This is a genomic window from Spiroplasma endosymbiont of 'Nebria riversi', assembly GCF_018831625.1.
In the GTDB taxonomy this organism is placed as follows: domain Bacteria; phylum Bacillota_I; class Bacilli_A; order Mycoplasmatales; family Nriv7; genus Nriv7.
Genome location: NZ_CP065193.1, coordinates 1,248,566 through 1,273,120 on the forward strand (window position 1 = coordinate 1,248,566; position 24,555 = coordinate 1,273,120).

Below are 24,555 nucleotides of genomic sequence, written 5' to 3' on the forward strand. Positions count from 1 at the left end.
ATTTAAAAAAAAACTTTTGATGAGATTAAGTATGACTTATTAAAAAAGATTAAAAAAAATGATAATCATATTAGTCAAGAAGAGGTTTTAAAAGCAGTTGAAATGTTAGATATTGAAGTTGGACTCTTAGAATCTTTTATTAATGAACTACAAAATGATGGTGTTGTTTGAACTGATTTAGTTGATGATGATGAAGTTGATATTGATTTAGAACATTCTGATTTTGAATATGATGATATTGTTAAAGAGCGAGCTATTTTTGATGAAGATGATGATATTGTTATTAACTTTAAAAATAATGGTCCAAGTATTTCTAATGAAACTAAAATTCATGACATTATTAAAGCCTACTTTAATCGTTTAGGTTCAAGTAAAATTTTAACAAAAGAAGAAGAAGTGAAATATGCAAGAATGTTGGATTCATCTGATCTTGAAATTAAACAATATGGACGAAATAAGTTAATTATTTCTAACTTAAAGTTAGTTGTTTCAGTAGCTAGAAGGCATACTAATCGTGGTTTAGATTTTTCAGATTTAATTGAAGAAGGAAATATTGGTTTAATGAAAGCAGTTGATCGTTTTGATTATCGCCGAGGATTTAAATTTTCTACTTATGCAACTTGATGAATTCGTCAAGCAATTACAAGAGCGATTGCCGATCAAGCAAGAACGATTCGAATACCGGTTCATATGGTGGAAACTATTAATAAATTAACAAGAATTGAACGCCAATTAACCCAAGAATTAGGTCGGGAACCAACCCACACTGAAGTTGCAGAAAAAATTGGTTTGGGAATGACTGCTGAAAAAGTTCGTGAAATTAAACGATTATCAATGGAACCAGTTTCTTTAGAAAAGCCAATTGGCGAAGAAGATGATACACACTTTGCTGATTTTGTTGAAGACAAAGATATTTTTTCACCAGATGATTATGCTGAACGAGAATCATTACGAGAACAATTAGATAAGGTTTTTGAAGAAATCTTAAATAAACGCGAGGAAAAGGTTATTCGGATGCGTTTTGGTTTACTACCGACTAAAATTCGATCGCTAGTTAATTTAGCAGAAGAGGGAAGCGAAAAAGATGAATTAATTAGTGAAATAATGAATTTAGATTTTAAGTTTGATACGTCAATTGAAAAGGTAATTAATTTAAATGATTATGTTATTGATAAACATTTAACTAAGTATGATTCACCAAAAACATTAGAAGAAGTTGGTAGTGAATTTGGTGTTACCAGAGAAAGAATTCGTCAAATTGAAGCTAAAGCTTGTCGCAAATTAAGAAGTCCTTCAAGGTCAAGAGTTTTGAAAGATTTTTATAAAGGTTAATAATGAAACTATCTCATCGTTTAGCAACAATTGCTAATTTAGTTAATACTAATGATATTGTTGCTGATATTGCTTGTGACCACGGTTTAGTTTCTATTTATTTAGTAAAGAAAAAAGGAATGAATAATATTTTTGTTAGTGATATTAACCCTAAAGCATTAGCACAAGCTCAGAAAAATATTATTCGAAATCAATTACAAAATAATATTTTTCCAATTTTAGGAGATGGCATTAAATGAATTAATGCTAGTGATAACATTAATTGTGTTATTATTGCGGGATTAGGCGCCAAGACAATTATTAATATTTTAACTAATGATTATCAATCAATTAATCGTTATATAATTCAAACAAATAATGAAATGTCTAAAATTCGTAAATGAGCACAAGACCATAATTATTTTATTGAAGACGAATTATTAATTAAAGATAATAATTTTATTTATGAGATTATTGTTATTAATAAAACGCACGGTTGTTTAATTGTTAGTGATGAACAAATTATGTTTGGACTAAATTTAGAAAATAAATATGAGTTATTATTTAAGAAAATGTGAACCGACAAAATTTTTCATTATGAAAATATTATCAATAAATTAACCCCAAATCAAATTAATGCCATAATGAATTTACAAGTTTTGTTAATTAGAAATAAATTGCAAAAGCAAAAGAAGAAATAAAGATGATTAATGTTAATGATTTACGCAATGGCATGACTTTTATACATAGTGGTAATCTATTTTTAGTCTTAGATACTGGTCGTGCTCAATCCGGAAGAGGCCAAGCAAATGTTAAAGCTAAAGTTAAAAATTTGCGAAGCAATGCAATTATTAATTTAACTTTTACTAGTGGTGATAAATTTGAACGGGCGCATCTTGATAAACGCGTGATGCAATATTTATATAGTGATGGCAATAACTTGATTTTTATGGATAATGAAAGTTATGAACAAGTTGAAATTAATAAAACAAAAATGGCATGAGAATTAAAGTTTTTAACTTCTAATTTACCAGTTCAAGTATTACAATATGATAATGAAATTTTAACGATTTCGTTACCATATAAAGTAACTTTAAAAATTATTGAAGCTGAACAGGCTGTTAAAGGTGATAGTGGTTCTTCGCCAAGCAAAAGAGCAGTTGCTGAAACTGGATTAGCATTACAAGTACCATTATTTATTAATACAGATGATTATATTGTTGTTTCCACAGTTGATGGTAAATATCAGCATCGATCTTAAAATAACCTAAAAGGTTATTTTTTTTATGTCATAATTATTACAAACATATAAAGGAGTTAATTAAAGTGAAAATTGGATTTTTAGGTGCTGGCAATATGTGGAAAGCAATTATTGATGGGTTATATTAAATACTAATGATTTTACTAACGAAAATATTAAAGTTGTTATTAATAGTGATAAAAGTTTTCAATATTGAAATAATCGTCATATTAGTGCAAGTAAACAATGAGAATTTTTAAGCGATTGTGAAATAATTATCTTAGCATTAACCCCACAAGATATTTTAAAATTAAAAGAGCAATTAACAAATTTATTTACTCAGAAGATAATAATTTCTGTGGCATCAGGAATTAATATGACATTGTTAAAAACAATATTTAAAGATTGTGGGGTTACAAGAGTAATGCCCAATATTTCTTGTCAGTTTAATAATTCAATGACAATGATTTGTGAAGAGGGTAATGTTGAAGCTAATGAGCAAGCATTAAACATTTTTAATTATTGTGGTCAAACCATTTCATTAAGTGAAAAACAAATTCATTTGTTTATTGCTATTTGCGGTAGTGCTAGTGGTTATTTATATCATTGATTACAACCGTTAATAGAAATTGCTGAAAATAATAATCTTAGTAAAGATGAAGCCAAAACAATTGTTGGTGGTTTATTACTTGGTGTTGCGATAAATATTTTAAATAGTGATTTAGCGCTAAAAAAATTGCAAGAAAATGCAACACCGCCTGATGGTACAACAATGGCAGCAATTAAAGTTTTTGAAAATAATAACTTGCAAAATATTATTAGTGATGCTGTAAATGCTTGTATGTTAAGGAGTAAACAACTAGAAGATAGTATCTAAAATTAAAATTATCAAAAAAATATTTTAATTTTGTAGAAAACTCTTGATATTTATTGAATATACTTAATTTTAGGTATATTTTTAATATGATAGAGGTGGATAATAATTATGGAAAAAATAATTCAAGAACTAGTAAATACTTTAACAGATGATCAATTTTTAGAATTTTATGAAAAAGTCAAACAACAAGCAGAATTAATAAAAAAACAAAAACGTTTAAATGAAATTGATAAAAAATTTAGAGCACAAGGTATTAAATGCCCTAAATGTGAATCTTACCATTGCGTTAAAAATGGACATAATTCAGAAGGAAAACAAAAATATTTATGTAAAAATTGCCGTGCAAGTTTTGACGCTTTTCGTAATCATTTTATTTATTGAAGTCATTTAAATTATGAACAATGAAATTTATTAATTCAAATTTCATTGCTGGGGCAATTTAATAAAACAATTTCTCGTTTTATTAAAACTACATTAAAAACTGCTTGATATAATCGTCAAAAATTAATGAAATCAAAACAATTAGAAAATACCCAATTAAAATTTAAAAAATTATCTGGTAAAATCTAAATCGATGAAACATTTATTAAAGAAATTCATAAAGGGAATTTCAAACATAAAACTGATCCACGAAGAATTCACCTTGACCCATTCGCAACTAATACTAAATGCTGTATTCAAATGGCAGTTGATAATAATAATAATAATATTTATGTTAAATCCACAAACACCAAACGTTTACAAAAACAATGAGTTATTGAAAATATGAACAAAGAATTAATTAACCAAAATTCAATTATTACTTCTGATATGCAAAAATTATATTTTTTAGTAGCAAAACAAACAAATTCTACTTTATGTGTAACTAAAACAACAATTAATCCTGAAATTAGTTATCGTAACTTAAATAAAATCAGTAAATTACAATCTAGTCTTAAAGAAGCCTTAATTCATTATCATGGTTTAGGTTTTACTAATATTCAAAATTATTTAAATCTCTGAAAATGAAAATACCAACATAAGGGTTTAACTCCAAACCAACAAACAGCGGTATTATATTTTAATGTATAAAAAATTAAAGTAAAAATAGTAATTTGGTCGCGTTTAGTTTTCTTAGGTATTGCTTTGAAGAAGTAAAACAATCAGCTAATTATATTATTTAATTACTAAACTAACCCTGCCTTTCTTGTTATTGTTATTTTATTCGTTATGATTTTATCATATTATTGAATTTTTACTAATTATATAAATTTATGTTTTCTATATTTATTCGTATATATAATACCACCTTTATTAATTCAACTATCATCATTTTTCTTATTATATTTATTTCATAATGAAGTTTTATATATTTCTTTTCTGATTTCTATTTCTTAATTAATATTTTCATTAATATAATGTAATACATTTAATTTGTTTAAATTTGCCATTCTTAAATGTAATAGATTATTTAAATTCTTATGATTATATATTTTTGCTCCATATCCTAATTGTTGTTTTACCTAATGCGATACATCACTTTCAATGCTACAACCGATATTTCATTCTAAATTTTGATTATGAATACCTTGTTTATTATTACTGAAATAATTACTCGCCTTTCTTAAATTTGTTTTAATATCTTTATTTAATTCATTTTTAGCAACACTACTACGAATGTTTTTGATTAATTCTTGACGATTTCCATCCTTATATAATTTAATTCAACTATTTAGTGTTACTTTACGATTTTCAAAAATAATATTAAATGCAGTTTGTTTTAACTTTTTAATATCATGATAACCATCTAAAATATATCTAATATTACCAAAACTATTGGCAATTTCTCTAATTCAAGTATCACCATCGCCACAAACAATTATTTTGTCATAATTAATATTTACATAATTTTTTTGTAATTCCTTAATTAATAAATCACGATAATCCATCGTATTTATTCGTTTGCCAACTTTTAACATTAGAAAATGACCTCGTTTGTTTTCTAATTCTCTACGAGCATTTTTGTATTTTTTTTCTTTATGTCCGGTATGAAAAGTAACTAAACGAATTCTTTGGTCTTGTTTAACTTTATGATCTAATGCCGCTAAAAAGGTCTCATCTAGTTGAATATATAAATCCTTATTTTTGACATCAATTCTAGTTTTAGTTTCTTTTTCTGCTAGTTGAAAATATTCAGCAATATCATATTTATTTAAAATACTTGAAATACTAGCTTTTGAAATATAACAATGATTTAGAGCATCTAAAACATCGCAATAGCGTTTACCATCACCTAAAAGACTTAAAACTTTAAATTTGACATCAAAATAAATGCGTTGTTCCGGTAATAAACCAATTTCTTTATCTAATAAACATACATATTCAAATTTACCTGATTTTTGATTTCAATATTTATATCGGCGTCGTTTAAAAATAACTTCACCAAAAATTGTAATAATTGTTCTTCAAGCAAAATGAACTACTTTATAACCTTGTTTTAAAAGATAATGATCTAAATATAGGTATTCATCTAATTTTTCATATTTATTAGCTAATTGTTTGCATTTATTGGTGTACATGTTTTTATGGGTTGCAAATAAACTGAATCAATGCTTATTTTCTAAGGTTTTTACATTATTATTAATTTCTAACATAAAAAAACCACCTTTCTTGGTAAATCATATTTATGGGCGTCATGTTCACCTCTTAGGATATTGTTATATAATAATCAAAAACCACCAGCTTTAATGTTTTTGTATTTGTAAAATAAATCACATACTTTTTTACGACTTTCAATGTTAAATTGATAATGAGGACTTAATGGTTTTGTTGATTTAATTATTAAATTACTAAAATCATTTGCATAATAACCATTAATAATTTTTTTAGCTCAACGATAAAAAGTTATATCAATATTATGAAAGTGTTTTTTAATTAATGATTTTAAAGTATTTTTTTCGGTATGAAATTGTTTGCATAGGTTTAAATAACTGTTAATTCGTTTTTTAGTTTTATGATAGTTTTTACCGAGATAAAAACTCTTTAATCAGCATTGTAAGCGTGCTTCTAGGTTTGATAACTGATTCTCGGCGATAATATATTTCATTGTTTATAAACCTGCTTTCTATTTAATTGTTTTTGTTAATTTAATTTTATTATAACTAGTTGTGTTGTTGCTTGTAAAATTATTAAATAACTATAAACAATTTTTGTAACATCAATACACATTAACATCATTTAAAACTATCAAATGTCTAAATAATAAATTTTTAAAATTATTTTAATTACATTTATAGTACAATTTTACTTGTCTTAAAAATAATTTAAGAACAAGAAACAAAGGCACGCAAAAAAATGAAAAAGCTTTTATAATTATTAGGAACTGTTACAATTGCTAGTAGTGCTATGTTAACTGTAGCCACGACAAGCATTGTTTCAATACAAGAAAAAGAAATAAAAGACAAACTCCACCATCGTTAAAAAATATAATTGCAACAATCAATATCGGTGAAATAAAAAAAGTTAGTGAGAATAGTGTTATAAAAAGATTAAATGAAATTAATCACTCAATCTTGTCTCGATAAGATTTTTTAGAAAATATTGATTTTGAAGAGATTACCGCTAATTCAGCAATAATACATGCAAGACAAAATATAAGGGGCTCCGGGTGAAGCAAATTCAATTCCTAGTAGTATTAAGATTTAATATTAATTTTAATTCTGACATAGTTGATTTTAATGAAATTTTAGGTATAACAAATGAAGATGCTATTTTGAATTTAAATAAAATTCAAAATAATAGTATTGAAATAATTGCAAGACAATTTATATTAAGAAATAATTTAAGCAATTTATTAACAGTTGATGACTTAAGAATTACAAACATAACAGATTCGTCAGCATTAATAGAAAGTTTAACTATTAATTTTATACTTTCAATAAGAGTAACCTTTGTTCCTTTAAATTGTGTTTATTCTTATTCACAAGATGAAGGAAGAACTGTGGTATGAAATAGATCAGGACTAAGTAGTGATAGTTCGCCGGATGAAACAAGAATTTTTTATAGAGACAATTCATGAAATAGTTCACCAGATGAAACAAGAATTGTTTATAGAGACAATTCACGAAATAGTTCACCAAATAATAAAAAAAATTGTAATACGACATAAAAAAACTATTTTATCATCTGTTATTGAAAATACTAATTTAAAAGCAATATCAGATAATAGACCTGAAACAATTATAGAATAAATTTTAAGAAGAAATCCAAATTCTGACTTAACAACTCGTGATTTAATAGTTACAAGAGTTTCTACAAATTCAGCAACAATTATAAGCAATAACTATAGAGGACATGTAGAAGTAACTTTTAGTATTGTTAATAATAAAAGATCACAAAATTTTAATGATGATCAAAAAGATGATAAATCTAATAAACAACGAAAAATAAATCATAGCACTACTCCAAGGACAGATGGAAATAATGGAGTTACAGGGACAAACAATCAACAAAAAATAACAGAAAATGATCATGATCAATATTATGAAATTTTTTCTAGAAAATTTTTAAATTCAAATGTTAATAACGGTAAATTAAATTTAAATCCATTACAATTAAAAAATAATGAATATCATTTTTCAGATCAACAAATAGAACAAATTAGTTTAAAAGATATTGAAAATTTAAAAATTTATCTAATTATAATAATAAACATAAAATAGTAAATAAATACAACGTTCTTTCAAAAGAAGAAAAATTAAAAAGATTAAATGAAATTAATCGTTATTATAAAACATTATCTGAAAATGATAAAAAAACTTTTAAAGAAAAATTAACAAATACTGGATTAGCAGCTTTAAGTGGGGGCGCATTAACAGCTTATGGAACAAAAATGACTGTTAGTAGTACCGCCACTACTAGTGTCACAAATGCAGAAGCAATGGAAATGACCTCACTCTTATCGACAAGTACAACAGAAAGTTTAGCCGCCGCGGAAACAATTACTGTTGCTGAAACAGCAGCGGTTGAAGGCGGAATTATAGCTGGGGAAACCGGTACTGCTGCCGCTCTGGCTCCAGAAACTCTAGGGTTATCCTTAGTGATTGGAGGATTGGCAATTGCAGGAACATGAATGTATTTTGCTTTTCATCATCATTCGACATCTGATATTACGTTGCCAGCTTCAATTCATCATAATGTTTATGATAAAATTGAAAAATGATATAAATTTCTAGCCCGTGATAAATTAAAAATTAAAATTAACAAAAACACATGAAAAGAAATTAAACAAAATAAAAATTCACAAGCACACATTATTAAAATTATTAAAAATAAATTTGTTATAAATGACCATTCTGGCTGAGGCGGAGGTGTCACAAATGAAGATTTCAAAACTTTTGTAAAAGTAATAGTACTTCATTTCGAACAAATAAATGGTTATTTTGAAATATTAGATAATGAAAATGATGGTTTTGTCATTATAACCAACACCGAAGGCGATTGACTAGGGGTAGAATCAAATTTAACATTATTAATTAAAAGAGAAAAATATTTATTATACACACTGACTTCAAATTTTAATATATTTGTTAATTATCTAATTTAAATTAAGATTAAAAATATTTTTACTAAATCAGTATTTAAATTTAAATACTTATTTTTTATTTTGTCAAAATAAAAAAATAAAAAAGTTTTTTAATAGATAGCAGTATCGTCATATAAAGCCACAACTTTTGGGGTAGTGATTTTAACAGTTTTTGAATTTAGTTATTTAAGGAGTTTCAATTTGAAAATTATTTGTTTCATTTAATCTGTAATTTGTTTTATCGAAAAAATCTTTGAAATTATATAAATCTGTGCCTTGTGCTTTAATTGTTATTTTTTTATTAATTACTCATGTTTTATAAGTGCTATTTTCTTTTATTTTTTGTCCATATGTTGTTATTAAGTTTCTAATTTTTTCTTGTTTATCCTGATTATTTTGCAATTCTTTTGTAAATTGGAAAGTAAAATCGTTTAAGTTTTTTAATTCTGGTAATTTTTCATTTATATTGCTATTATTTTTTTTATATATGTTAACCTCTGCAATACTATTTGTTGAATTCGAAACCCAAAAATTCACTTTTTCTAGGTCTCTAATTTCAAAATCATAAGTTTTATTTTCGTTATTTTTTTGTTCTACTGATTCATTTGCTTTTTTAGAACAGCCAATAATTGGCAGTGTTATTAATCCTAAAATAGCGGTTATGTTTAAAAATTTCATAAAATTAACTCCTTCATTTTGTTTTTTCGATATATATATATATATATATATATATATATTATATGAAAATCCTTAAAATCATTAGAAAAATGGCAAAACCGATTAAAAACTGAAAGGTATAGTAAAAAGCTGGTACGGTTTTAAAAACTGGAAAAATGGAGGCTGAAAAGTTAACTGTTGCTTTTGCAATGATTGCTAACAATCGTAAAATCGTAATGATTTTTGACGCTGTCAATATTCAGTTAATCATTTTAATGCCAGCATTCTGAATGGCACAACCAATATCATTAAAGGTTGGTATTCATCGCCCTGAATATTTGCAATTTGCCGGCGGAATTAAATCATCTCATTCTGAGTTGGTTGAACCGTAAGGAATAAAGGCCATGGAATTTAAGACATTAAAGTCATAAATTTTAAAATTGTAGTTATAGGCATTACCTTTGTGATAAAGTGTAAAAGTTAAGGTAAAAATATTAATACCGTAACGAATATCAATATCGGTATTGAGATAATTAATACTATTAACAGTCTTGTTGGTTGGCAAGGTAATGACTTTGTTATCATAAGATTTAAGGACATTAATGGTATGGCAACCCTTTTTTGGACACTTTTTATGTAGACTGTCATTTTCTAAATTCAACAGGCGTTAAATAATTTAAACTGCCATGTACTCTAAGATTATTGTATCAATTAACAAAATAAAAATTAACATTTTAATTGTGTTAAATTTTCAAATTTTTTACCCTTGATAAATTCCGTTTTAAAAGTTTTGTAAGTTGTTTCAGCCACAGCATTGTCATAAGGACAACCCTTCGCACTCAATGATCTTTTAATATTAAAGGTTATTAAAATTTCATCAATGATTTTATTTTTGAACGCATTACCACGATCAGTATGAAATAAAGTTATTTTATTTAATGGTCGTGTTATTTTATGAAAAGCTTGTTGAACTAGTTCAGCTGTTTTGTTTGGTCTGGCACTATAGCCAATTATTTCTCGATTAAACAAGTCAATTAATAAACAAATATAATGTCGTTTTCCTCCGACTTGCACATATGTTAAATCACTAACAACAACTTCATTAGGTTTTTTGTTATTAAATTGACGATTTAAAACATTACTAATTTGGTCATTATTAACCATTGTTTTATGATTACGATATTTTAATTTGGTGTATTTAGAAACCAAATTATTTTTGATCATAAGGAATCTGATTTTTCGACGTGATAAGATAATATCTTTTCTCATTAAAACAACTTTAATTTTACGAGCACCATAAATTTTACGACTTTTATTAAATGCACTGATAACTTCTTCTTCATAATTATTAACATCATACTTAACACAATTATTAGTTTGATAATAATATGTTGATTTTGCTATTTTTAATATTTGACACATTTTTAGCACGGAATATTTTTCTTTATTATTGTTAATAATTCCTATTTTTTGCCAATTATAAGTGCTGCTTGCTTTAAAATGTCATTTTCCATTCGTAATTGTTGGTTTTCTTTTCGCAAGTAAATTAATTAATTTTCTTCGACAGTGCGATTATCTTGCACTTTAAATGACCCAAAATTATTAAAATTTTCAATTCACTGATATACGGCTGATTTTGAAATTCCGTATTCTTTAATAATTTCAACAATGCTTTTTCCGTTTTGATAAAGCATGACAATTTGTTTTTTAAATTTATTTGAATATGAGTTTTTTCCCATTTTTATCTTCCTACTTTCTTAATAATTTTATTTTATTTGAAATTCCACATAAATATGGTTCAACTTATTGTAACCTATCCATTAAATTCAATTTGATAAATGCTGTTATTATTTTTAATCGCATTATAATTTTCTTGATGCGTTTTTTTATCAAAAGTAAAGAAATAACTTCTTAGTAATAATTCCAAATTACCAGTAACATTGATTAAATATTTTTTGGGATAAAAAGTAATTAACGAACGATAAAAGAAACCGATTTGAATAAAGTAATCTTTGTTGTAATTATCTACACCCTTAAAATCAATTTTGGTATGAGTTTTTTCGTCCATATCAAAAGTAGCATAAAATAAACTAGCAAAGAAGTTGCCAAGTATTTCATAGATTTCATCAAAAATATTTTTGTAATTGCTGTTATTAATACTAGGAATGTTATTTTTAAAATAAAAGTAAATGTCATTTCGTAAATCGGGGCCATAGCGTAGAAAACTAAATTTAACATTAAGATAATTTAATGTTCCGAAAAGATACTTAATTAGATAATAATCGTTAGTATTTTCGGTGTTATATTTTCAGATTTCACTTTCACCGTGTAATAATTGTAAATAGTTATTACCTGCGATTAAGGTTTTATTAAAAGCTTTAATTTTTAAAATATTATTATTAATTTCATCTTCACCACTAGAAGTCTTATGATAAAAATAGCTTTCGTTTTTAAAACCATTATTTTTAATGATAAATTCTTTGTAATAACCCTTTTCTAAAGTGTCAATGAAATTGAATATTGGCGTTTAATAGAGATAAGAGTAATTAAATTTATCAAAATCACCACGATGAATCATTAAGTAATCAAGGTTCTCAATGACATCATTATAGTTATGGTTGTCATCAAATTTAATAGTTGTTGTTGGTAAGTCAATATCAGTACTATCTTTTTCAATTTCAATTTCAAAATTATTTGTTTTATTTAATTTATAATTGTTAGTATTAACATGTTCAAAAGTTAGTAATTCTGTTCCTTGTGCTTTAATTTTTATTGTTTTATTGGGTATATTAATCATTCAGGTATAAAAATTTAAATTGGAAGTATCTATTTTTGTTCCATAAGTATTTGTTATTTTTTGAAAGTCTTTTTGTTTAATTCTGTTATTTACAAGCTCTGCATTAAACTCTAAACTAAAAATTTTTATATTTTTTAAATTTGATAGTTGTTTATCTATATTTGCTTTTATATTATATTCTGTTGTTATCTCAACTTTTAAAAGGTCGCGGTCTCGTCTTTCCGTTAAAAATCTTATTTTTTCTAGATTTATGATTTCAAAATTATAAACTTTATTACCTTGTCTTTTATTTCTAATTAGTGATTGTGCTGTTGATTTGTTATTGTTAATGTTTTGTGGAATGGTAAAAATGTTATTGAAAATAATAATTAACACGGTAAATATTTTCATAAACATTTTTATCACTCCTTTTTAAAAAATTTTATTTTTCATTGTTCTTTTTTCTTTAATTTTTTTAATAAGTTACTCAATACCACAATTTATAATTACAGCTATTGTAATGCATATATCTAAATATCCTAATATCATAAGTGAAATTAATGCTTCAAATTTTTCATATAATAATTTCAAATCATTAATTTCCAATTTTAAAAATGGAATGAAAAAGATAATAATCATAAAAATGTAAGGCAAAATTCTCCGTCAATATTTTTTTAAAGAATTAATTAGTTTGTTTGATTTCATTTTTAAAGGCTCTTTTTACTTTAATTTTTTGAACAATAAAGCGGATTAATTTTTCAAATTTAATTGCAAAATATATTGCTCCACCTCATCAAAAAACAAATATTCCTGCCAGCATAATACCACTATTGAACTTGCCAAAGAAATTAACCATCTCTTGATTCATAAAATCATTAAATTCTTTATTTGTTCCAGTTATTCATTTAGTATCACTTACTGTTAATGCACAAATTAATAAGCTTATAAAGATGAAAATGATACTTAACACTATTTTTAACCACTGCTTTTTAAAAGAATTTTTAATTCTTAATTTTAATGGCAGTTTTTCTTTTGAATTATCTTTTTTAAATAATTTTCCTAAAAGTTTTTTAATTTTTATTTTCCTTTCATATTTTTATTGTCCTTTAATCACAATAAATAAAGCAATAAGTACACAAGTGACATCAAGAATGGTAAAGATTGGGTGTTGCGAAAATGTCCGAGCCATTGGTTTAAATAGTTCTAAAATTGTTAAATTGCTAGTAATAAACTTTTGAAAATTTGTAAGGCCTTCGCTAATATAGTTCGTTAAAGTTTCAAAATGACTACCAGCTAATAGTCCAAGCACAGTTATTAAGATAAAAATAATAATTAGTTTAAACATCGTTAGTTACCTTATTTTGTTTTTTATTTTTTTGTTTTCAATTAATTTTATTTGAATTTATTGGTTGTATTTGTTTTTTAACTTTTCCTCACGCACTTAACCGTCCTTTATTTTTAACAGCATATTGTCGTTGTTTTTATAAATTAACTTGTTGACTACCAAAACCGAGAATAATTGCCATAAGAAATTCTACAGCCGGCGTTAAGAATAAAGGAAATATTATTTGAATATTCGTTTCTGGTACTTCTAAACTTCAAATTAAGTCAAAAACTTTATAAAGCATTTGGGCGAGAAAGTCGGCCATTTTTGCGAGATTTTCCATTTTTTATTGTTCCTTTTCTTTCATTTTTCTTAAAAATTTGCTAAATTTATCCATTTTTAAGTATTCCAAATCTTCTAAATCAATTGCTGTGTCGGCATAGTATTTATCTTCATAGTCAGGATTTACTTTTGAATTTAAGTAATCTCTTAAAAATGCTAGGTAAAAAGAATTATAAGTATTAAGTATTGGTAGAGGGATTTTTAGTTTAAAAAAATAGATGTCAAGTTCAGGAATATCACGATATTTAATGCGACGCCCTTTTTTACTATTTTTAGCATCAATTAAGGTGTTTCGTCAGCGTTCATATTCTTCAATGCTCGTAAATGTGCCATAGATGACTTTTAAGTAGGGACGCAAAATATTAACGGGTTTTTTACGAATTCCCACAATCACATTATTAGCAATATCAAGAACTTTAACTCAAATATGTTTATCTCTTTGACCGCTAGCGAGCACAATATGACCAAAATGGCGCGCCAGAGCAAAATACTCTTGAATATCGGTTTCTTCGTTTTTGGTATTATTTTTTTCTCAATCAGTTCCTTCTAAAAATAAATTGGTTTCATCTCATAACAGTAAGGTTTTGTCTGGCAATATCGGATAATCAAAGTCTAATAATCCCGTATGGCCTAAACTTAATTTTTGGGTTTCTAGTAATGGAAAGGTTGAAGCGATGTGATATTTTTTCTTTTTTAGTAATTTTGATGCGTATACTAGAAAAGCAGTTTTTCCAGCTCCTAATGAACCAATCACAATATTTAATGGTGAATTTTTTAAGAAATTAATAACTTTGTTAATTTGTGTTAAATTACCGATTTTAAAAAGGAAAATTAAAATACAACCTGCTAAAAATAAATAGCTCACAATGTTTTTAAAATAACCGTTGTAAATGTATCAAATTGCTCCTCAATGTCATAAAATTAAAAATGAGGTGCGATTTAATTCAATAAAATGGTTATTTTTTTCTATTATTCATTTGCAAAATTTCATCTTGCACCTCACTTTATTTTTTTGTTAGCGCACAGCTCCAAGTAATTTTTCAAACATTTTAAAGCAAATAAAGAATATTGCCAAAATAAATGGAAAAATGAAGATTCAGTAGTCAGCAAAGAAGTTACCGACTTGTGGCATATTAACAGCAATAATTTCTCACATTTTAGTAAACGCTGTTATAATCGCATTTCACAATTTAGTCATCGCACCGCTAGCTGTTATTTTTTCTACCGTTGCTGGTGCATCAGCCAAGAAAGTTCCAATCATATAATCACCCCCTTTCTTTAAAGTAACTTCTTGACATTAATTTAGTTTCTAGCTAAATACTGATATGGTTTTTCAAAGTATCATTAGAATAAATCACACTATAATTGCTGTTAAAAATCAAAAAGCAATGTTTGCTATTAAAAGCCAAAGTGGCGCTTTGGTTAAATTAATTTCTTTACCACCAGCAATATGAGCGGGAATGGCTGTAATTTGAATAAATAAATCTCAGAAAGTTTGTTTAATTTGTTCTCAATTAAATTCTTTTAAGTTTATTGTCATTTTCTATCTCCCAAAAATCATTTTTATTGGTAAATACATAATTGAAATTAATGCGAAAAGAAAAGTAACGACAATAATTAATACGGCAATAAATGCAACTTGTGCAGGCATTTTTTCTATCGGAATAAACAGTTTTAAAAACTCCATAATAATTTCTTAAAACATTATTTTTTATCCTCGTTATTTTCTTTCGAATTAAGGACTTTAACTCATTCTTCAAAGCGAGCAATAAATACTTTATCGTCTTTTGTGAAATTACCAGTATTATTTTTAATGGCATTTTTATATTTAATTCTAATTTTTATTTTGGCATAAATTTTATAAGCAAAATATGCCAATAACATTATGCAAATAATAATAAATATTATTCCAATCGCAATATTCATTTTTAAGCTCCTTTAAAATAGTTATAATTTATATCTTTTTTGTTGTTTTCTTTTTCGGCAATGAAGAAACCCAACAATTCTTGCCCTTTAATTAACTTAGTTTCTTGCTCTTGTTGATTAATTGAAATTACTTGATATTTACTATCTTTTATTATTCCAATGCAAATTGAATTTTCGTATTTTCCTTTATAAACAAATCGCTTTGGAAACCAAATGCCGATTTGTTCATTAAATCATGGAATTTTTGGGGCTTTAATAAGCATTACGTTTCGTGTTTCTTTTAAGAGACATTTTTTAGTATTTAAGAAAATGTTTTCAATGTTTTTTATAATAAATTACCTTTCTTATGAATAAACTAAGTTATATTAAATAAGTTAGTTAACTTAGTTTTTTAAACACTTATATATCGCAGATTTAAGTGTTTAACAAGCTTTGTTAGTAAATTTTGTTTTTTTTTATTATTATTAGATAAAGATTTTAATAATTTTAAACTTAACATACCCCTATATAGAAATTTCTACACTTTAATATCCGCACCCTACCCTTGGAACCAATTTAATAGCGTGTATATTTTTAGGAAATCCACCCATTCATTTTTTTATTGCAAAACAAAACAAATTGCTATAGCTAATAGGGTGTTATCTATCAACTGGTAAACTTCTTTTGGTTATGGCGACCACCCACAATTTATCGTGCTTTAATACATACCAACATTATTAATTCACTTGTATTTAATTTTCAAAGAACAAATTTTTAACACCTTATAAAATAAAAAGACAATCATTGCTGACTGTCTTAATACTTATTTAAACCTTTTCCTACCTAACAAAACTTTATGCGCCCAAAAATAAACTAACGAAATTTAACTTTGTTAAAATTACTATCAAGAAAGGCGATTTTTTATGTTAGAAACTAATAATAATGTAAAAACCTTAGAAAACAAGCATTGATTAAGTTTATTTACAACCCATAAAAATATGTACACCAATAAATGCGAGCAATTAGCTAATGAATATGAAAAATTAGATGAATACTTATATAAATATTATTATCGCTTAAAACAAGGTTATAAAGTAGTTCATTTTTATTCAAGAACAATTATTACAATTTTTGGTGATGTTACTTTTAAACGACGCCGATATAAATATTGAAATCAAAAATTAGGTAAATTTGAATATGTATGTTTGTTAGATAAAGAAATTAGTCTATTACCAAAACAACGCATTTATTTTGATGTCCAATTTAAAGTTTTAAGTCTTTTAGGTGACGGTAAACGGTATCGCGATGTTTTAGATGCTCTAAATCATTGTTATATTTCAAAAGGTAGTATTTCAAATATTTTAAATAAATACGATATTGCTGAATATTTTCAACTAGCAGAAAAAGAAACTAAAAATAGAATTGATGTCAAAAATAAGGATTTATATATTCAGCCAGATGAAACATTTTTAGCAACATTAGATCATAAAGTTAAACAAGATCAAAGAATTCGTTTAGTTACTTTTCATGCCGGACATAAAGAAAAAAATTACAAAAATGCTCGTAGAGAATTAGAAAACAAACGAGGTCATTTTCTAATGTTAAAAGTTGGTAAACGAATAAATACGATGGATTATCGTGATTTATTAATTAGAGAATTACAAAAACATTATGTGAATATTAATTATGACAAAATAATTGTTTGTGGCGATGGTGCTACTTGAATTAGAGAAATTGCCAATAGTTTTGGTAATGTTAGATATATTTTAGATGGTTATCACGCTATTAAAAAATTAAAACAAATGGCATTTAATATTATTTTTGAAAATCGTAAAGTAACATTAAATAGTTGAATTAAATTATATAAGGATGGCAATCATCAAGAATTAATCAAAACCATTCGTAATATTGCTAAAAATGAATTAAATAAAGATATTAAAACAAATTTAAGGAAGGCAAGTAGTTATTTCAGTAATAATAAGCATGGCATTCATCATCAAAATTTAGAATGAAATATTGGTTGTAGCATTGAAAGTGATGTATCGCATTTAGTAAAACAACAATTAGGATATGGGGCAAAAATATATAATCATAATAATTTAAATAATCTACTACATTTAAAAATGGCAAATTTAAACAAATTAAATGTATTACATTATATTAATGAAAATATTAATTCAGAAATAGAAATCAGAAAAGAAATATATAAAAATTCATTATGAAATAAATATAATAGAAATGATGATAGTTGAATTAATTATAAAGGTAATGCTGTAACAAATAAATATAATAGATTTAAGTAAGTGAAAATATTAGTTAAAATTAATAAAATTAATAATTTTTCATTGTGTAAAAATTCAATAATATGATAAAATAGTAAAGAATAAAAATGACAATAACAAGAAAGGTGGGGTTAGTTTAATAATTAAATAATATAATTAGCTGATTGTTTTACTTCTTCAAAGCAATACCTAAGAAAACTAAACGCGACCAAATTAAAAAAATAATTGACAATGAGAATGTTTTTTTATATTATTATAAAGTCATAAATTAAATGGGTTGTTAGCTCAGCTGGGAGAGCACTCGCCTTACAAGCGAGCGGTCGGCGGTTCAATCCCGTCACAACCCACCATTTGCTGGCTTAGCTCAGCAGGCAGAGCAACCGCCTTGTAAGCGGTAGGTCGTAGGTTCAATTCCTATAGCCAGCACCATTAATTATTTGGAGGGGTAGTGAAGTGGCTAAACACGGTTGGCTGTAAACCAACTCCTTAGGGTTCGGGGGTTCGAATCCCTCTCCCTCCACCATAATGTTGGGGTGTAGCCAAGTGGTAAGGCAAAGGACTTTGACTCCTTGATGCGGTGGTTCAAATCCGCCCTCCCCAGCCAAATTTAATATGCTCCGTTAGCTCAGTTGGTAGAGCATCTGGCTTTTAACCAGAGGGTCGCAAGTTCGATCCTTGCACGGGGTACCATTAATGCCTAAGTGGTGGAATTGGTAGACACGCTGGATTTAAGCTCCAGTAAATGTTAAAGTTTGTGTCGGTTCGAGTCCGACCTTAGGTACCATAAAGAAATTTAAAGCAGAATATTCTTTTAATTTTGTCGAAAACTCTTGATAAAATAAAAAAAATCATCAACTTGATAATTTTAAAAGGCTTTTATGTAAAATTACTATTTTTACTTTAATTTTTTATACATTAAAATATAATACCGCTGTTTGTTGGTTTGGAGTTAAACCCTTATGTTGGTATTTTCATTTTCAGATATTTAAATAATTTTGAATATTTGTAAAACCTAAACCATGATAATGAATTAAGGTTTCTTTAAGACTAGATTGTAATTTACTGATTTTATTTAAGTTGCGATAATTAGCTTCAGGATTAATTGTTGTTTTAGTTACACATAAAGTAGAATTTGTTTTTTTTGCTACTAAAAAATATAATTTTTGCATATCAGAAGTAATAATTGAATTTTGGTTAATTAATTCTTTGTTCATATTTTCAATAACTCATTGTTTTTGTAAACGTTTGGTGTTTGTGGATTTAACATAAATATTGTTATTATTATCAACTGCCATTTGAATACAGCATTTAGTATTAGTTGCGAATGGGTCAAGGTGAATTCTTCGTGGATCAGTTTTATGTTCGAAATTTCCTTTATGAATTTCTTTAATAAATGTTTCATCGATTTGGATTTTACCAGATAATTTTTTAAATTTTAATTGGGTATTTTCTAATTGTTTTGATTTCATTAATTTTTGACGATTATATCAAGCAGTTTTTAATGTATTTTTAATAAAACGAGAAATTGTTTTACTAGATTGCCCCAGCAATGAAATTTGAATCAATAAATTTCATTGTTCATAATTTAAATGACTTCAATAAATAAAATGATTACGGAAAGCGTCGAAACTTGCATGACAATTTTTACATAAATATTTTTGTTTTCCTTCTGAATTATGTCCATTTTTAACGCAATGGCAAGATTCACATTTAGGGCATTTAATACCTTGTGCTCTAAATTTTTGATCAATTTCATTTAAACGTTTTTGTTTTTTTATTAATTCTGCTTGTTGTTTTACTTTTTCATAAAATTCTAAAAATTGATCATCTGTTAAAGTATTTACTAGTTCTTGAATTATTTTTTCCATAATTATTATCCGCCCCTATCATATTAAAAATATACCTAAAATTAAGTATATTCAATAAATATGAAGATTTTTCTACAAAATTAAAAGAATATTCTGCTTTTTTTATTTTGTTTTTCTTGTAATTTTTAATCATTTATTACATAATATAAATAATTGAAAATATTTATTTATTTTTTAATATGAGCTTCAAAGGAGATTAATAAATGAGTTCAAAAGAAAAACAATTACATAGTTTTGATGATAGTAATGCCGTCCTTATTAAAGATCATATTTCACATGAAGAGACATTTGTTGAAGTATTTGAATATGCTTTTCAAAAATTACGCGATCCGTGATATAAGACATTTCTATTTGGCATTATGGCAGGTTTTTTTGTGGCAATTGCTTATGTTATTGTTATTGTTGCTTTATCAGGATTTATTATTAAAGACGGTAATGGAAATTTAAAACCTAATGGGATGCCTTCTGGTATGATTGCTTTAATTACAGGACTAACTTTTACGCCAGCAATATTAATGGTTATTTTTATTGGGGGGACATTGTTTACTTCTAATTCATTGACATTATTACCAATAGTTAAAAGAGAAGCAAAACTGCGTCGCATGCTTGTAAATTTATCTTTAGTATTAGTTGGTAATTGTTTAGGAGCATTAATTGTTGCGATATCAACTTATTTAATGGGACATATGAAAGTTGATTCTGAGTTTTATAATGCTTTTAAGTATATTTATGATAAGAAAATCGGTTCTAGTCCGAGTAATCTTAATTGGACAGTTTTTTTAAAAAATTTTGTTAGTGGCATTTATTGTAATATTTTAATTGTGGGGTTGTTCTGAATGAATATGTCTGTTAAAAATTCAGCAACTAAGGTATTATTATGCTTCTTTGTAATTTTAGCATTTGGAATTTCTGGTTTTCAACATATTGTTGCTAATGCTTATGTTTGAATGACTGGTTTATTTTTAAATAATGGTATGGTTGGTCAAGATTTTGGAACATTTTCAATAATGAATATGCTACCAACATTGTTAGGTAATTTTATTGGTGGTAGTGTGGTATTACCAATGGTTTATTTATTAGTATTTAAAAAACGAATTAATGCAGAAATCGCTGCTGGAAAATTTAAAGGAACTAAATTATAGTATTAATTAAGTAGAATGAAAATGAACCACGGATTACTCCGTGGTTCATTTTATTATTATATGATACCATCACCTGCACATTGATGTGGTATGGCGACCCTTTTTAGGACACTTTTTATGTAGACTGTCATTTTCTAAATTCAACAGGCGTTAAATAATTTAGGCTGCCGTGAATTCGAATGTTGTTATATCAATTAACAAAATCAAATAATTCGTATTTTAATTATGTTAAATTTTCAAATTTTTTACCCTCAATAAATTCCGTTTTAAAGGTTTTGTAAGTTGTTTCAGCAACAGCATTATCATAAGGACACCCCTTATTGCTTAATGATCTTTTAATTTTAAAAGTGCTTAAAATTTCATCAATAATTTTATTTTATTTGAAAGTCCACATAAATATGGTCCAACTTATTGTAACCTATCCAATGGGTTTGTAAAAGTTTATTTTCGTGCATGGTCGCGTTTAGTTTTCTTAGATATTGTTTTGAAGAAGTAAAACAATCAGCTAATTATATTATTTAATTACTAAACTAACCCTGCCTTTCTTGTTATTGTCATTTTTATTCTTTTTAATTTTATCATATTATTGAATTTTTACACAACAAAAATTATTAATTTTATTAAATTTTAACTAATATTTTTACTTACTTAAATTTATTATATTTATTTGTTACAGCATTACCTTTATAATTAATTCAACTATCATCATTTTTATTATTATATTTATTTCATAATGAATTTTTATATATTTCTTTTCTGATTTCTATTTCTGAATTAATATTTTCATTAATGTAATGTAATACATTTAATTTGTTTAAATTTGCCATTCTTAAATGTAATAGGTTATTTAAATTATTATGATTATATATTTTTGCTCCATATCCTAATTGTTGTTTTACTAAATGTGATACATCACTTTCAATGCTACAACCAATATTTCATTCTAAATTTTGATTATGAATACCTTGCTTATTATTACTGAAATAATTACTAGCCTTTCTTAAATTTATTTTAATATCTTTATTTAATTCATTTTTAGCAACATTATGAATGTTTTTGATTAATTCTTGATGATTTCCATTCTTATATAATTTAATTCAAATATTTAGTGTGCTACTTTACGATTTTCGAAAATAATATTAAATGCCGTTTGTTTTAATTTTTTGATAGCATGATAACCATCTAAAATATATCTAACATTACCAAAACTATTGGCAATTTCTCTAATTCAAGTATCACCATCGCCACAAACAATTATTCTGTCATAATTAATATTCACATAATGTTTTTGTAATTCCTTAATTAATAAATCACGATAACCCATGGTATTTATTCGTTTACCAACTTTTAACATTAGAAAATGACCTCGTTTGTTTTCTAATTCTCTACGAGCATTTTTGTAATTTTTTTCTTTATGTCCGGTATGAAAAGTAACTAAACGAATTCTTTGGTCTTGTTTAACTTTATTATTCAATGTCGCTAAAAATGTTTCATCTAGCTGAATATATAAATTCTTATTTTTGACATCAATTCTAGTTTTAGTCTCTTTTTCTGCTAGTTGGAAATATTCAGCAATATCGTATTTATTTAAAATACGCGAAATACTAGCTTTTGAAATATAACAATGATTTAGAGCATCTAAAACATCGCGATAGCGTTTGCCATCACCTAAAAGACTTAAAACTTTAAATTGGACATCAAAATAAATGCGTTGTTTGGGCAATAAACCAATTTCTTTATCTAACAAACATACATATTCAAATTTACCTGATTTTTGATTTCAATATTTATATCGGCGTCGTTTAAAAATAACTTCACCAAAAATTGTAATAATTGTTCTTGTTGCAAAATGAACTACTTTATAACCTTGTTTTAATCGATAATGATATTTATATAAGTATTCATCTAATTTTTCATATTCATTAGCTAATTGTTCACATTTATTGGTGTACATATTTTTATGGGTTGTAAATAGACTTAATCAATGCTTGTTTTCTAAGGTTTTTACATTATTATTAATTTTTAACATAAAAAATCACCTTTCTTGGTAGAATAATTTTAACAAAGTTAAATTTAGTCATGCTTATTTTTTCTTTTTTAAAGATAAATGTCTTTCTAAAATTAGTATTCAATATTTTGAAAAAATAATAGAAATTATTATTTGATAGTTTATAATTAATTTGTATTAATTAGACTGTAAAAATTTGAGAAGGGATGTTGATTGTTTGGTAAATTTTATTAATTTATTAAAAATTCACGAAAATGATTTGATTAACATGAAAAAGTTGCTTAGTTTATTAAGTACAATAACAATAGCGGGAAGCGGAATGTCAGGAATTGTTGCCAATAGTCCTTATCAAAAACAAGAGCAATTAGAAAATATAAATTATAAAAGACAAAAACGAAGCAATAATGAAAATAATAAAATAAATATAACAAAGATTGTAATTACAACAAATGGAATAGTTCGATCTGATGGGATAATATTAAATAATAAAGTATATTTTGGTTCAGCAGACAACAAAGTATACGAATATGATCCGGCCACAGGACAACAAAAAATTGTTATTATAACAGAAGTAGAAGTTTGATCTTCTGGAGTAATATTAAATAATAAAGTATATTTCGGTTCATCAGACAACAAAGTATACGAATATGATCCGGCCACAGGACAACAAAAAATTGTCATTACAACAAATAATTCTCAAAGTATAAGATCCTCGGGTGTAATTTTCAACAATAAAATATATTTTGGTTCAGGAGATAAAAATGTTTATGAATATGATCCATCCACAGAACAACAAAAAATCGTTATTAAATCAAAATGAAGGTTAGTTTCTTCTGGTGTGGTGTTAAATAACAAATTATATTTTGGATCGGCAGATGGTAATATTTATGAATATAGTGAGTACTATTTAGATTCAAATTTAGGGCGAATTAATGATAATTCTGATAATGCAATTTTAAATGAATTAAATTATTTAAATCCTGATTTAGATATTTCACAATTAGAAATTATTAGTAAAACAAATAATTCCGCTATAGTAAAGATAAAAGATAATTTAAATGATGATATTATAAATATATATTATTTAATTAAAAATGAACAAAATAAAATTATTAATTTAAATGAATTAATTAAAAATGCAATATTTTTTAAGTTTAGAGATGAAAATCTAATTTAAAATTTAAGGAAATAAATTATATTGATACTAATAATTTAAATTTTTCAAATACTGAAATAACAAAACAAGAAAATTCATTTTTA

Annotated in this window: 28 protein-coding genes, 6 tRNA genes and 2 pseudogenes; 17 read left to right on the plus strand and 19 right to left on the minus strand. The window is 25.5% G+C overall.

What is annotated here, in order from left to right:
- Nucleotides 1-24 precede the first annotated feature (24 nt).
- From I5Q57_RS08065 to I5Q57_RS08090, 6 genes are all read left to right on the plus strand, one after another.
- A complete protein-coding gene (locus tag I5Q57_RS08065; RefSeq protein WP_215827084.1) occupies nt 25-1,332 on the plus strand; it encodes a sigma-70 family RNA polymerase sigma factor in 1,308 nt (435 codons plus the stop codon).
- 2 nt (nt 1,333-1,334) lie between these two features.
- The gene (locus I5Q57_RS08070) at nt 1,335-2,012 is read left to right on the plus strand and encodes a tRNA (adenine(22)-N(1))-methyltransferase (protein WP_215826050.1); all 678 of its coding nucleotides are present in this window, start codon (nt 1,335-1,337) and stop codon (nt 2,010-2,012) included.
- A 2-nt stretch (nt 2,013-2,014) separates the two neighbouring features.
- Nucleotides 2,015-2,572 (plus strand): elongation factor P, encoded by a 558-nt coding sequence (gene efp / locus I5Q57_RS08075; RefSeq protein ID WP_215826051.1) that lies wholly within the window; start codon nt 2,015-2,017, stop codon nt 2,570-2,572.
- A 97-nt stretch (nt 2,573-2,669) separates the two neighbouring features.
- The gene (locus I5Q57_RS08080) at nt 2,670-3,428 is read left to right on the plus strand and encodes a pyrroline-5-carboxylate reductase family protein (RefSeq protein ID WP_215826052.1); all 759 of its coding nucleotides are present in this window, start codon (nt 2,670-2,672) and stop codon (nt 3,426-3,428) included.
- A gap of 108 nt (nt 3,429-3,536) precedes the next feature.
- Entirely contained in the window at nt 3,537-3,998 is a 462-nt protein-coding gene (locus I5Q57_RS08085; RefSeq protein ID WP_215826053.1) for an IS1/IS1595 family N-terminal zinc-binding domain-containing protein, read from the plus strand.
- Nucleotides 3,999-4,109: 111 nt separating this feature from the next.
- Nucleotides 4,110-4,499 carry a hypothetical protein gene (locus I5Q57_RS08090; protein WP_215826054.1) on the plus strand — a complete coding sequence of 130 codons (390 nt, stop codon included), beginning with the start codon at nt 4,110-4,112 and terminating at the stop codon, nt 4,497-4,499.
- A 431-nt stretch (nt 4,500-4,930) separates the two neighbouring features.
- Here the strand turns inward: I5Q57_RS08090 and I5Q57_RS08095 are convergent, their stop codons facing one another.
- Both I5Q57_RS08095 and I5Q57_RS08100 read right to left on the minus strand, forming a co-directional pair.
- On the minus strand, nt 4,931-6,061 hold the full coding sequence (locus tag I5Q57_RS08095; protein ID WP_215826055.1) for an Mbov_0401 family ICE element transposase-like protein: 1,131 nt from the start codon (nt 6,059-6,061) through the stop codon (nt 4,931-4,933).
- Nucleotides 6,055-6,513, minus strand: a complete 459-nt coding sequence (locus I5Q57_RS08100) for a hypothetical protein (protein ID WP_215826056.1) — start codon at nt 6,511-6,513, stop codon at nt 6,055-6,057. Before I5Q57_RS08100 ends, I5Q57_RS08095 begins: the two co-directional genes overlap by 7 nt.
- Before the next feature lie 561 nt (nt 6,514-7,074).
- On the opposite strand from I5Q57_RS08100, the gene I5Q57_RS08105 reads away from it, so the two are divergent.
- Both I5Q57_RS08105 and I5Q57_RS08110 read left to right on the plus strand, forming a co-directional pair.
- Nucleotides 7,075-7,575 carry a hypothetical protein gene (locus I5Q57_RS08105; protein ID WP_215826057.1) on the plus strand — a complete coding sequence of 167 codons (501 nt, stop codon included), beginning with the start codon at nt 7,075-7,077 and terminating at the stop codon, nt 7,573-7,575.
- Nucleotides 7,576-8,298: 723 nt separating this feature from the next.
- Entirely contained in the window at nt 8,299-9,012 is a 714-nt protein-coding gene (locus I5Q57_RS08110) for a hypothetical protein (RefSeq protein ID WP_215826058.1), read from the plus strand.
- A 165-nt stretch (nt 9,013-9,177) separates the two neighbouring features.
- Here I5Q57_RS08110 and I5Q57_RS08115 read toward each other — a convergent pair whose 3' ends face one another.
- From I5Q57_RS08115 to I5Q57_RS08175, 13 genes and pseudogenes are all read right to left on the minus strand, one after another.
- Nucleotides 9,178-9,669 (minus strand): hypothetical protein, encoded by a 492-nt coding sequence (locus I5Q57_RS08115; RefSeq protein WP_215826059.1) that lies wholly within the window; start codon nt 9,667-9,669, stop codon nt 9,178-9,180.
- Nucleotides 9,670-9,727: 58 nt separating this feature from the next.
- The gene (locus I5Q57_RS08120; RefSeq protein WP_215826060.1) at nt 9,728-10,213 is read right to left on the minus strand and encodes a hypothetical protein; all 486 of its coding nucleotides are present in this window, start codon (nt 10,211-10,213) and stop codon (nt 9,728-9,730) included.
- A 67-nt stretch (nt 10,214-10,280) separates the two neighbouring features.
- Nucleotides 10,281-11,387 (minus strand): annotated as a pseudogene (locus tag I5Q57_RS08125) (IS3 family transposase).
- 74 nt (nt 11,388-11,461) lie between these two features.
- On the minus strand, nt 11,462-11,716 hold the full coding sequence (locus tag I5Q57_RS08130; protein WP_215826061.1) for a hypothetical protein: 255 nt from the start codon (nt 11,714-11,716) through the stop codon (nt 11,462-11,464).
- Nucleotides 11,717-12,175: 459 nt separating this feature from the next.
- Nucleotides 12,176-12,841 (minus strand): hypothetical protein, encoded by a 666-nt coding sequence (locus I5Q57_RS08135; protein WP_215826062.1) that lies wholly within the window; start codon nt 12,839-12,841, stop codon nt 12,176-12,178.
- Nucleotides 12,842-13,106: 265 nt separating this feature from the next.
- Nucleotides 13,107-13,394, minus strand: coding sequence for a hypothetical protein (locus tag I5Q57_RS08140; RefSeq protein WP_215826063.1), 288 nt, complete (start codon nt 13,392-13,394; stop codon nt 13,107-13,109).
- 126 nt (nt 13,395-13,520) lie between these two features.
- The gene (locus I5Q57_RS08145) at nt 13,521-13,769 is read right to left on the minus strand and encodes a hypothetical protein (RefSeq protein ID WP_215826064.1); all 249 of its coding nucleotides are present in this window, start codon (nt 13,767-13,769) and stop codon (nt 13,521-13,523) included.
- A gap of 136 nt (nt 13,770-13,905) precedes the next feature.
- A complete protein-coding gene (locus I5Q57_RS08150; protein ID WP_215826065.1) occupies nt 13,906-14,091 on the minus strand; it encodes a hypothetical protein in 186 nt (61 codons plus the stop codon).
- A gap of 3 nt (nt 14,092-14,094) precedes the next feature.
- Nucleotides 14,095-15,081, minus strand: coding sequence for a hypothetical protein (locus tag I5Q57_RS08155; protein WP_215826066.1), 987 nt, complete (start codon nt 15,079-15,081; stop codon nt 14,095-14,097).
- 24 nt (nt 15,082-15,105) lie between these two features.
- Nucleotides 15,106-15,351: a hypothetical protein gene (locus I5Q57_RS08160; protein WP_215826067.1), complete on the minus strand. Its 246-nt coding sequence runs from the start codon at nt 15,349-15,351 to the stop codon at nt 15,106-15,108.
- 48 nt (nt 15,352-15,399) lie between these two features.
- Nucleotides 15,400-15,630 (minus strand): hypothetical protein, encoded by a 231-nt coding sequence (locus I5Q57_RS08165; RefSeq protein ID WP_215826068.1) that lies wholly within the window; start codon nt 15,628-15,630, stop codon nt 15,400-15,402.
- Nucleotides 15,631-15,794: 164 nt separating this feature from the next.
- Nucleotides 15,795-16,016 carry a hypothetical protein gene (locus I5Q57_RS08170; RefSeq protein WP_215826069.1) on the minus strand — a complete coding sequence of 74 codons (222 nt, stop codon included), beginning with the start codon at nt 16,014-16,016 and terminating at the stop codon, nt 15,795-15,797.
- 2 nt (nt 16,017-16,018) lie between these two features.
- The gene (locus tag I5Q57_RS08175; protein ID WP_215826070.1) at nt 16,019-16,279 is read right to left on the minus strand and encodes a hypothetical protein; all 261 of its coding nucleotides are present in this window, start codon (nt 16,277-16,279) and stop codon (nt 16,019-16,021) included.
- Nucleotides 16,280-16,918: 639 nt separating this feature from the next.
- Here I5Q57_RS08175 and I5Q57_RS08180 point away from each other — a divergent pair.
- The 7 genes from I5Q57_RS08180 to I5Q57_RS08210 all read left to right on the plus strand — a co-directional run bounded on the left by I5Q57_RS08180 (nt 16,919) and on the right by I5Q57_RS08210 (nt 19,061).
- Entirely contained in the window at nt 16,919-18,298 is a 1,380-nt protein-coding gene (locus I5Q57_RS08180; RefSeq protein ID WP_215826071.1) for an Mbov_0401 family ICE element transposase-like protein, read from the plus strand.
- A 253-nt stretch (nt 18,299-18,551) separates the two neighbouring features.
- Nucleotides 18,552-18,627: transfer RNA gene (locus I5Q57_RS08185), tRNA-Val, on the plus strand.
- A gap of 3 nt (nt 18,628-18,630) precedes the next feature.
- Nucleotides 18,631-18,706: transfer RNA gene (locus I5Q57_RS08190), tRNA-Thr, on the plus strand.
- A 10-nt stretch (nt 18,707-18,716) separates the two neighbouring features.
- Nucleotides 18,717-18,800 (plus strand) — tRNA-Tyr (locus tag I5Q57_RS08195).
- A 6-nt stretch (nt 18,801-18,806) separates the two neighbouring features.
- Nucleotides 18,807-18,881, plus strand: a tRNA-Gln gene (locus I5Q57_RS08200).
- A 10-nt stretch (nt 18,882-18,891) separates the two neighbouring features.
- Nucleotides 18,892-18,967 (plus strand) — tRNA-Lys (locus tag I5Q57_RS08205).
- A 5-nt stretch (nt 18,968-18,972) separates the two neighbouring features.
- A tRNA-Leu gene (locus tag I5Q57_RS08210) sits at nt 18,973-19,061 on the plus strand.
- Nucleotides 19,062-19,185: 124 nt separating this feature from the next.
- On the opposite strand, the gene I5Q57_RS08215 is transcribed toward I5Q57_RS08210, so the two are convergent.
- Entirely contained in the window at nt 19,186-20,145 is a 960-nt protein-coding gene (locus I5Q57_RS08215) for an IS1/IS1595 family N-terminal zinc-binding domain-containing protein (RefSeq protein ID WP_215826072.1), read from the minus strand.
- Between the two features lie 203 nt (nt 20,146-20,348).
- Between I5Q57_RS08215 and I5Q57_RS08220 the strand changes: the two genes are divergently transcribed.
- Complete coding sequence (locus I5Q57_RS08220) at nt 20,349-21,287, plus strand: formate/nitrite transporter family protein (protein ID WP_215826073.1); 939 nt, start codon at nt 20,349-20,351, stop codon at nt 21,285-21,287.
- A 115-nt stretch (nt 21,288-21,402) separates the two neighbouring features.
- On the opposite strand, the pseudogene I5Q57_RS09515 reads toward I5Q57_RS08220, so the two are convergent.
- From I5Q57_RS09515 to I5Q57_RS08230, 3 genes and pseudogenes are all read right to left on the minus strand, one after another.
- Nucleotides 21,403-21,663: pseudogene (locus I5Q57_RS09515) on the minus strand (IS3 family transposase); the annotation flags it as partial.
- A gap of 268 nt (nt 21,664-21,931) precedes the next feature.
- Complete coding sequence (locus tag I5Q57_RS08225) at nt 21,932-22,114, minus strand: hypothetical protein (RefSeq protein ID WP_215825990.1); 183 nt, start codon at nt 22,112-22,114, stop codon at nt 21,932-21,934.
- 278 nt (nt 22,115-22,392) lie between these two features.
- Nucleotides 22,393-23,316, minus strand: coding sequence for an Mbov_0401 family ICE element transposase-like protein (locus I5Q57_RS08230; protein ID WP_215826074.1), 924 nt, complete (start codon nt 23,314-23,316; stop codon nt 22,393-22,395).
- Between the two features lie 256 nt (nt 23,317-23,572).
- On the opposite strand from I5Q57_RS08230, the gene I5Q57_RS08235 reads away from it, so the two are divergent.
- Nucleotides 23,573-24,472, plus strand: coding sequence for an outer membrane protein assembly factor BamB family protein (locus tag I5Q57_RS08235; RefSeq protein WP_215826075.1), 900 nt, complete (start codon nt 23,573-23,575; stop codon nt 24,470-24,472).
- The last annotated feature ends 83 nt before the right edge of the window (nt 24,473-24,555 follow it).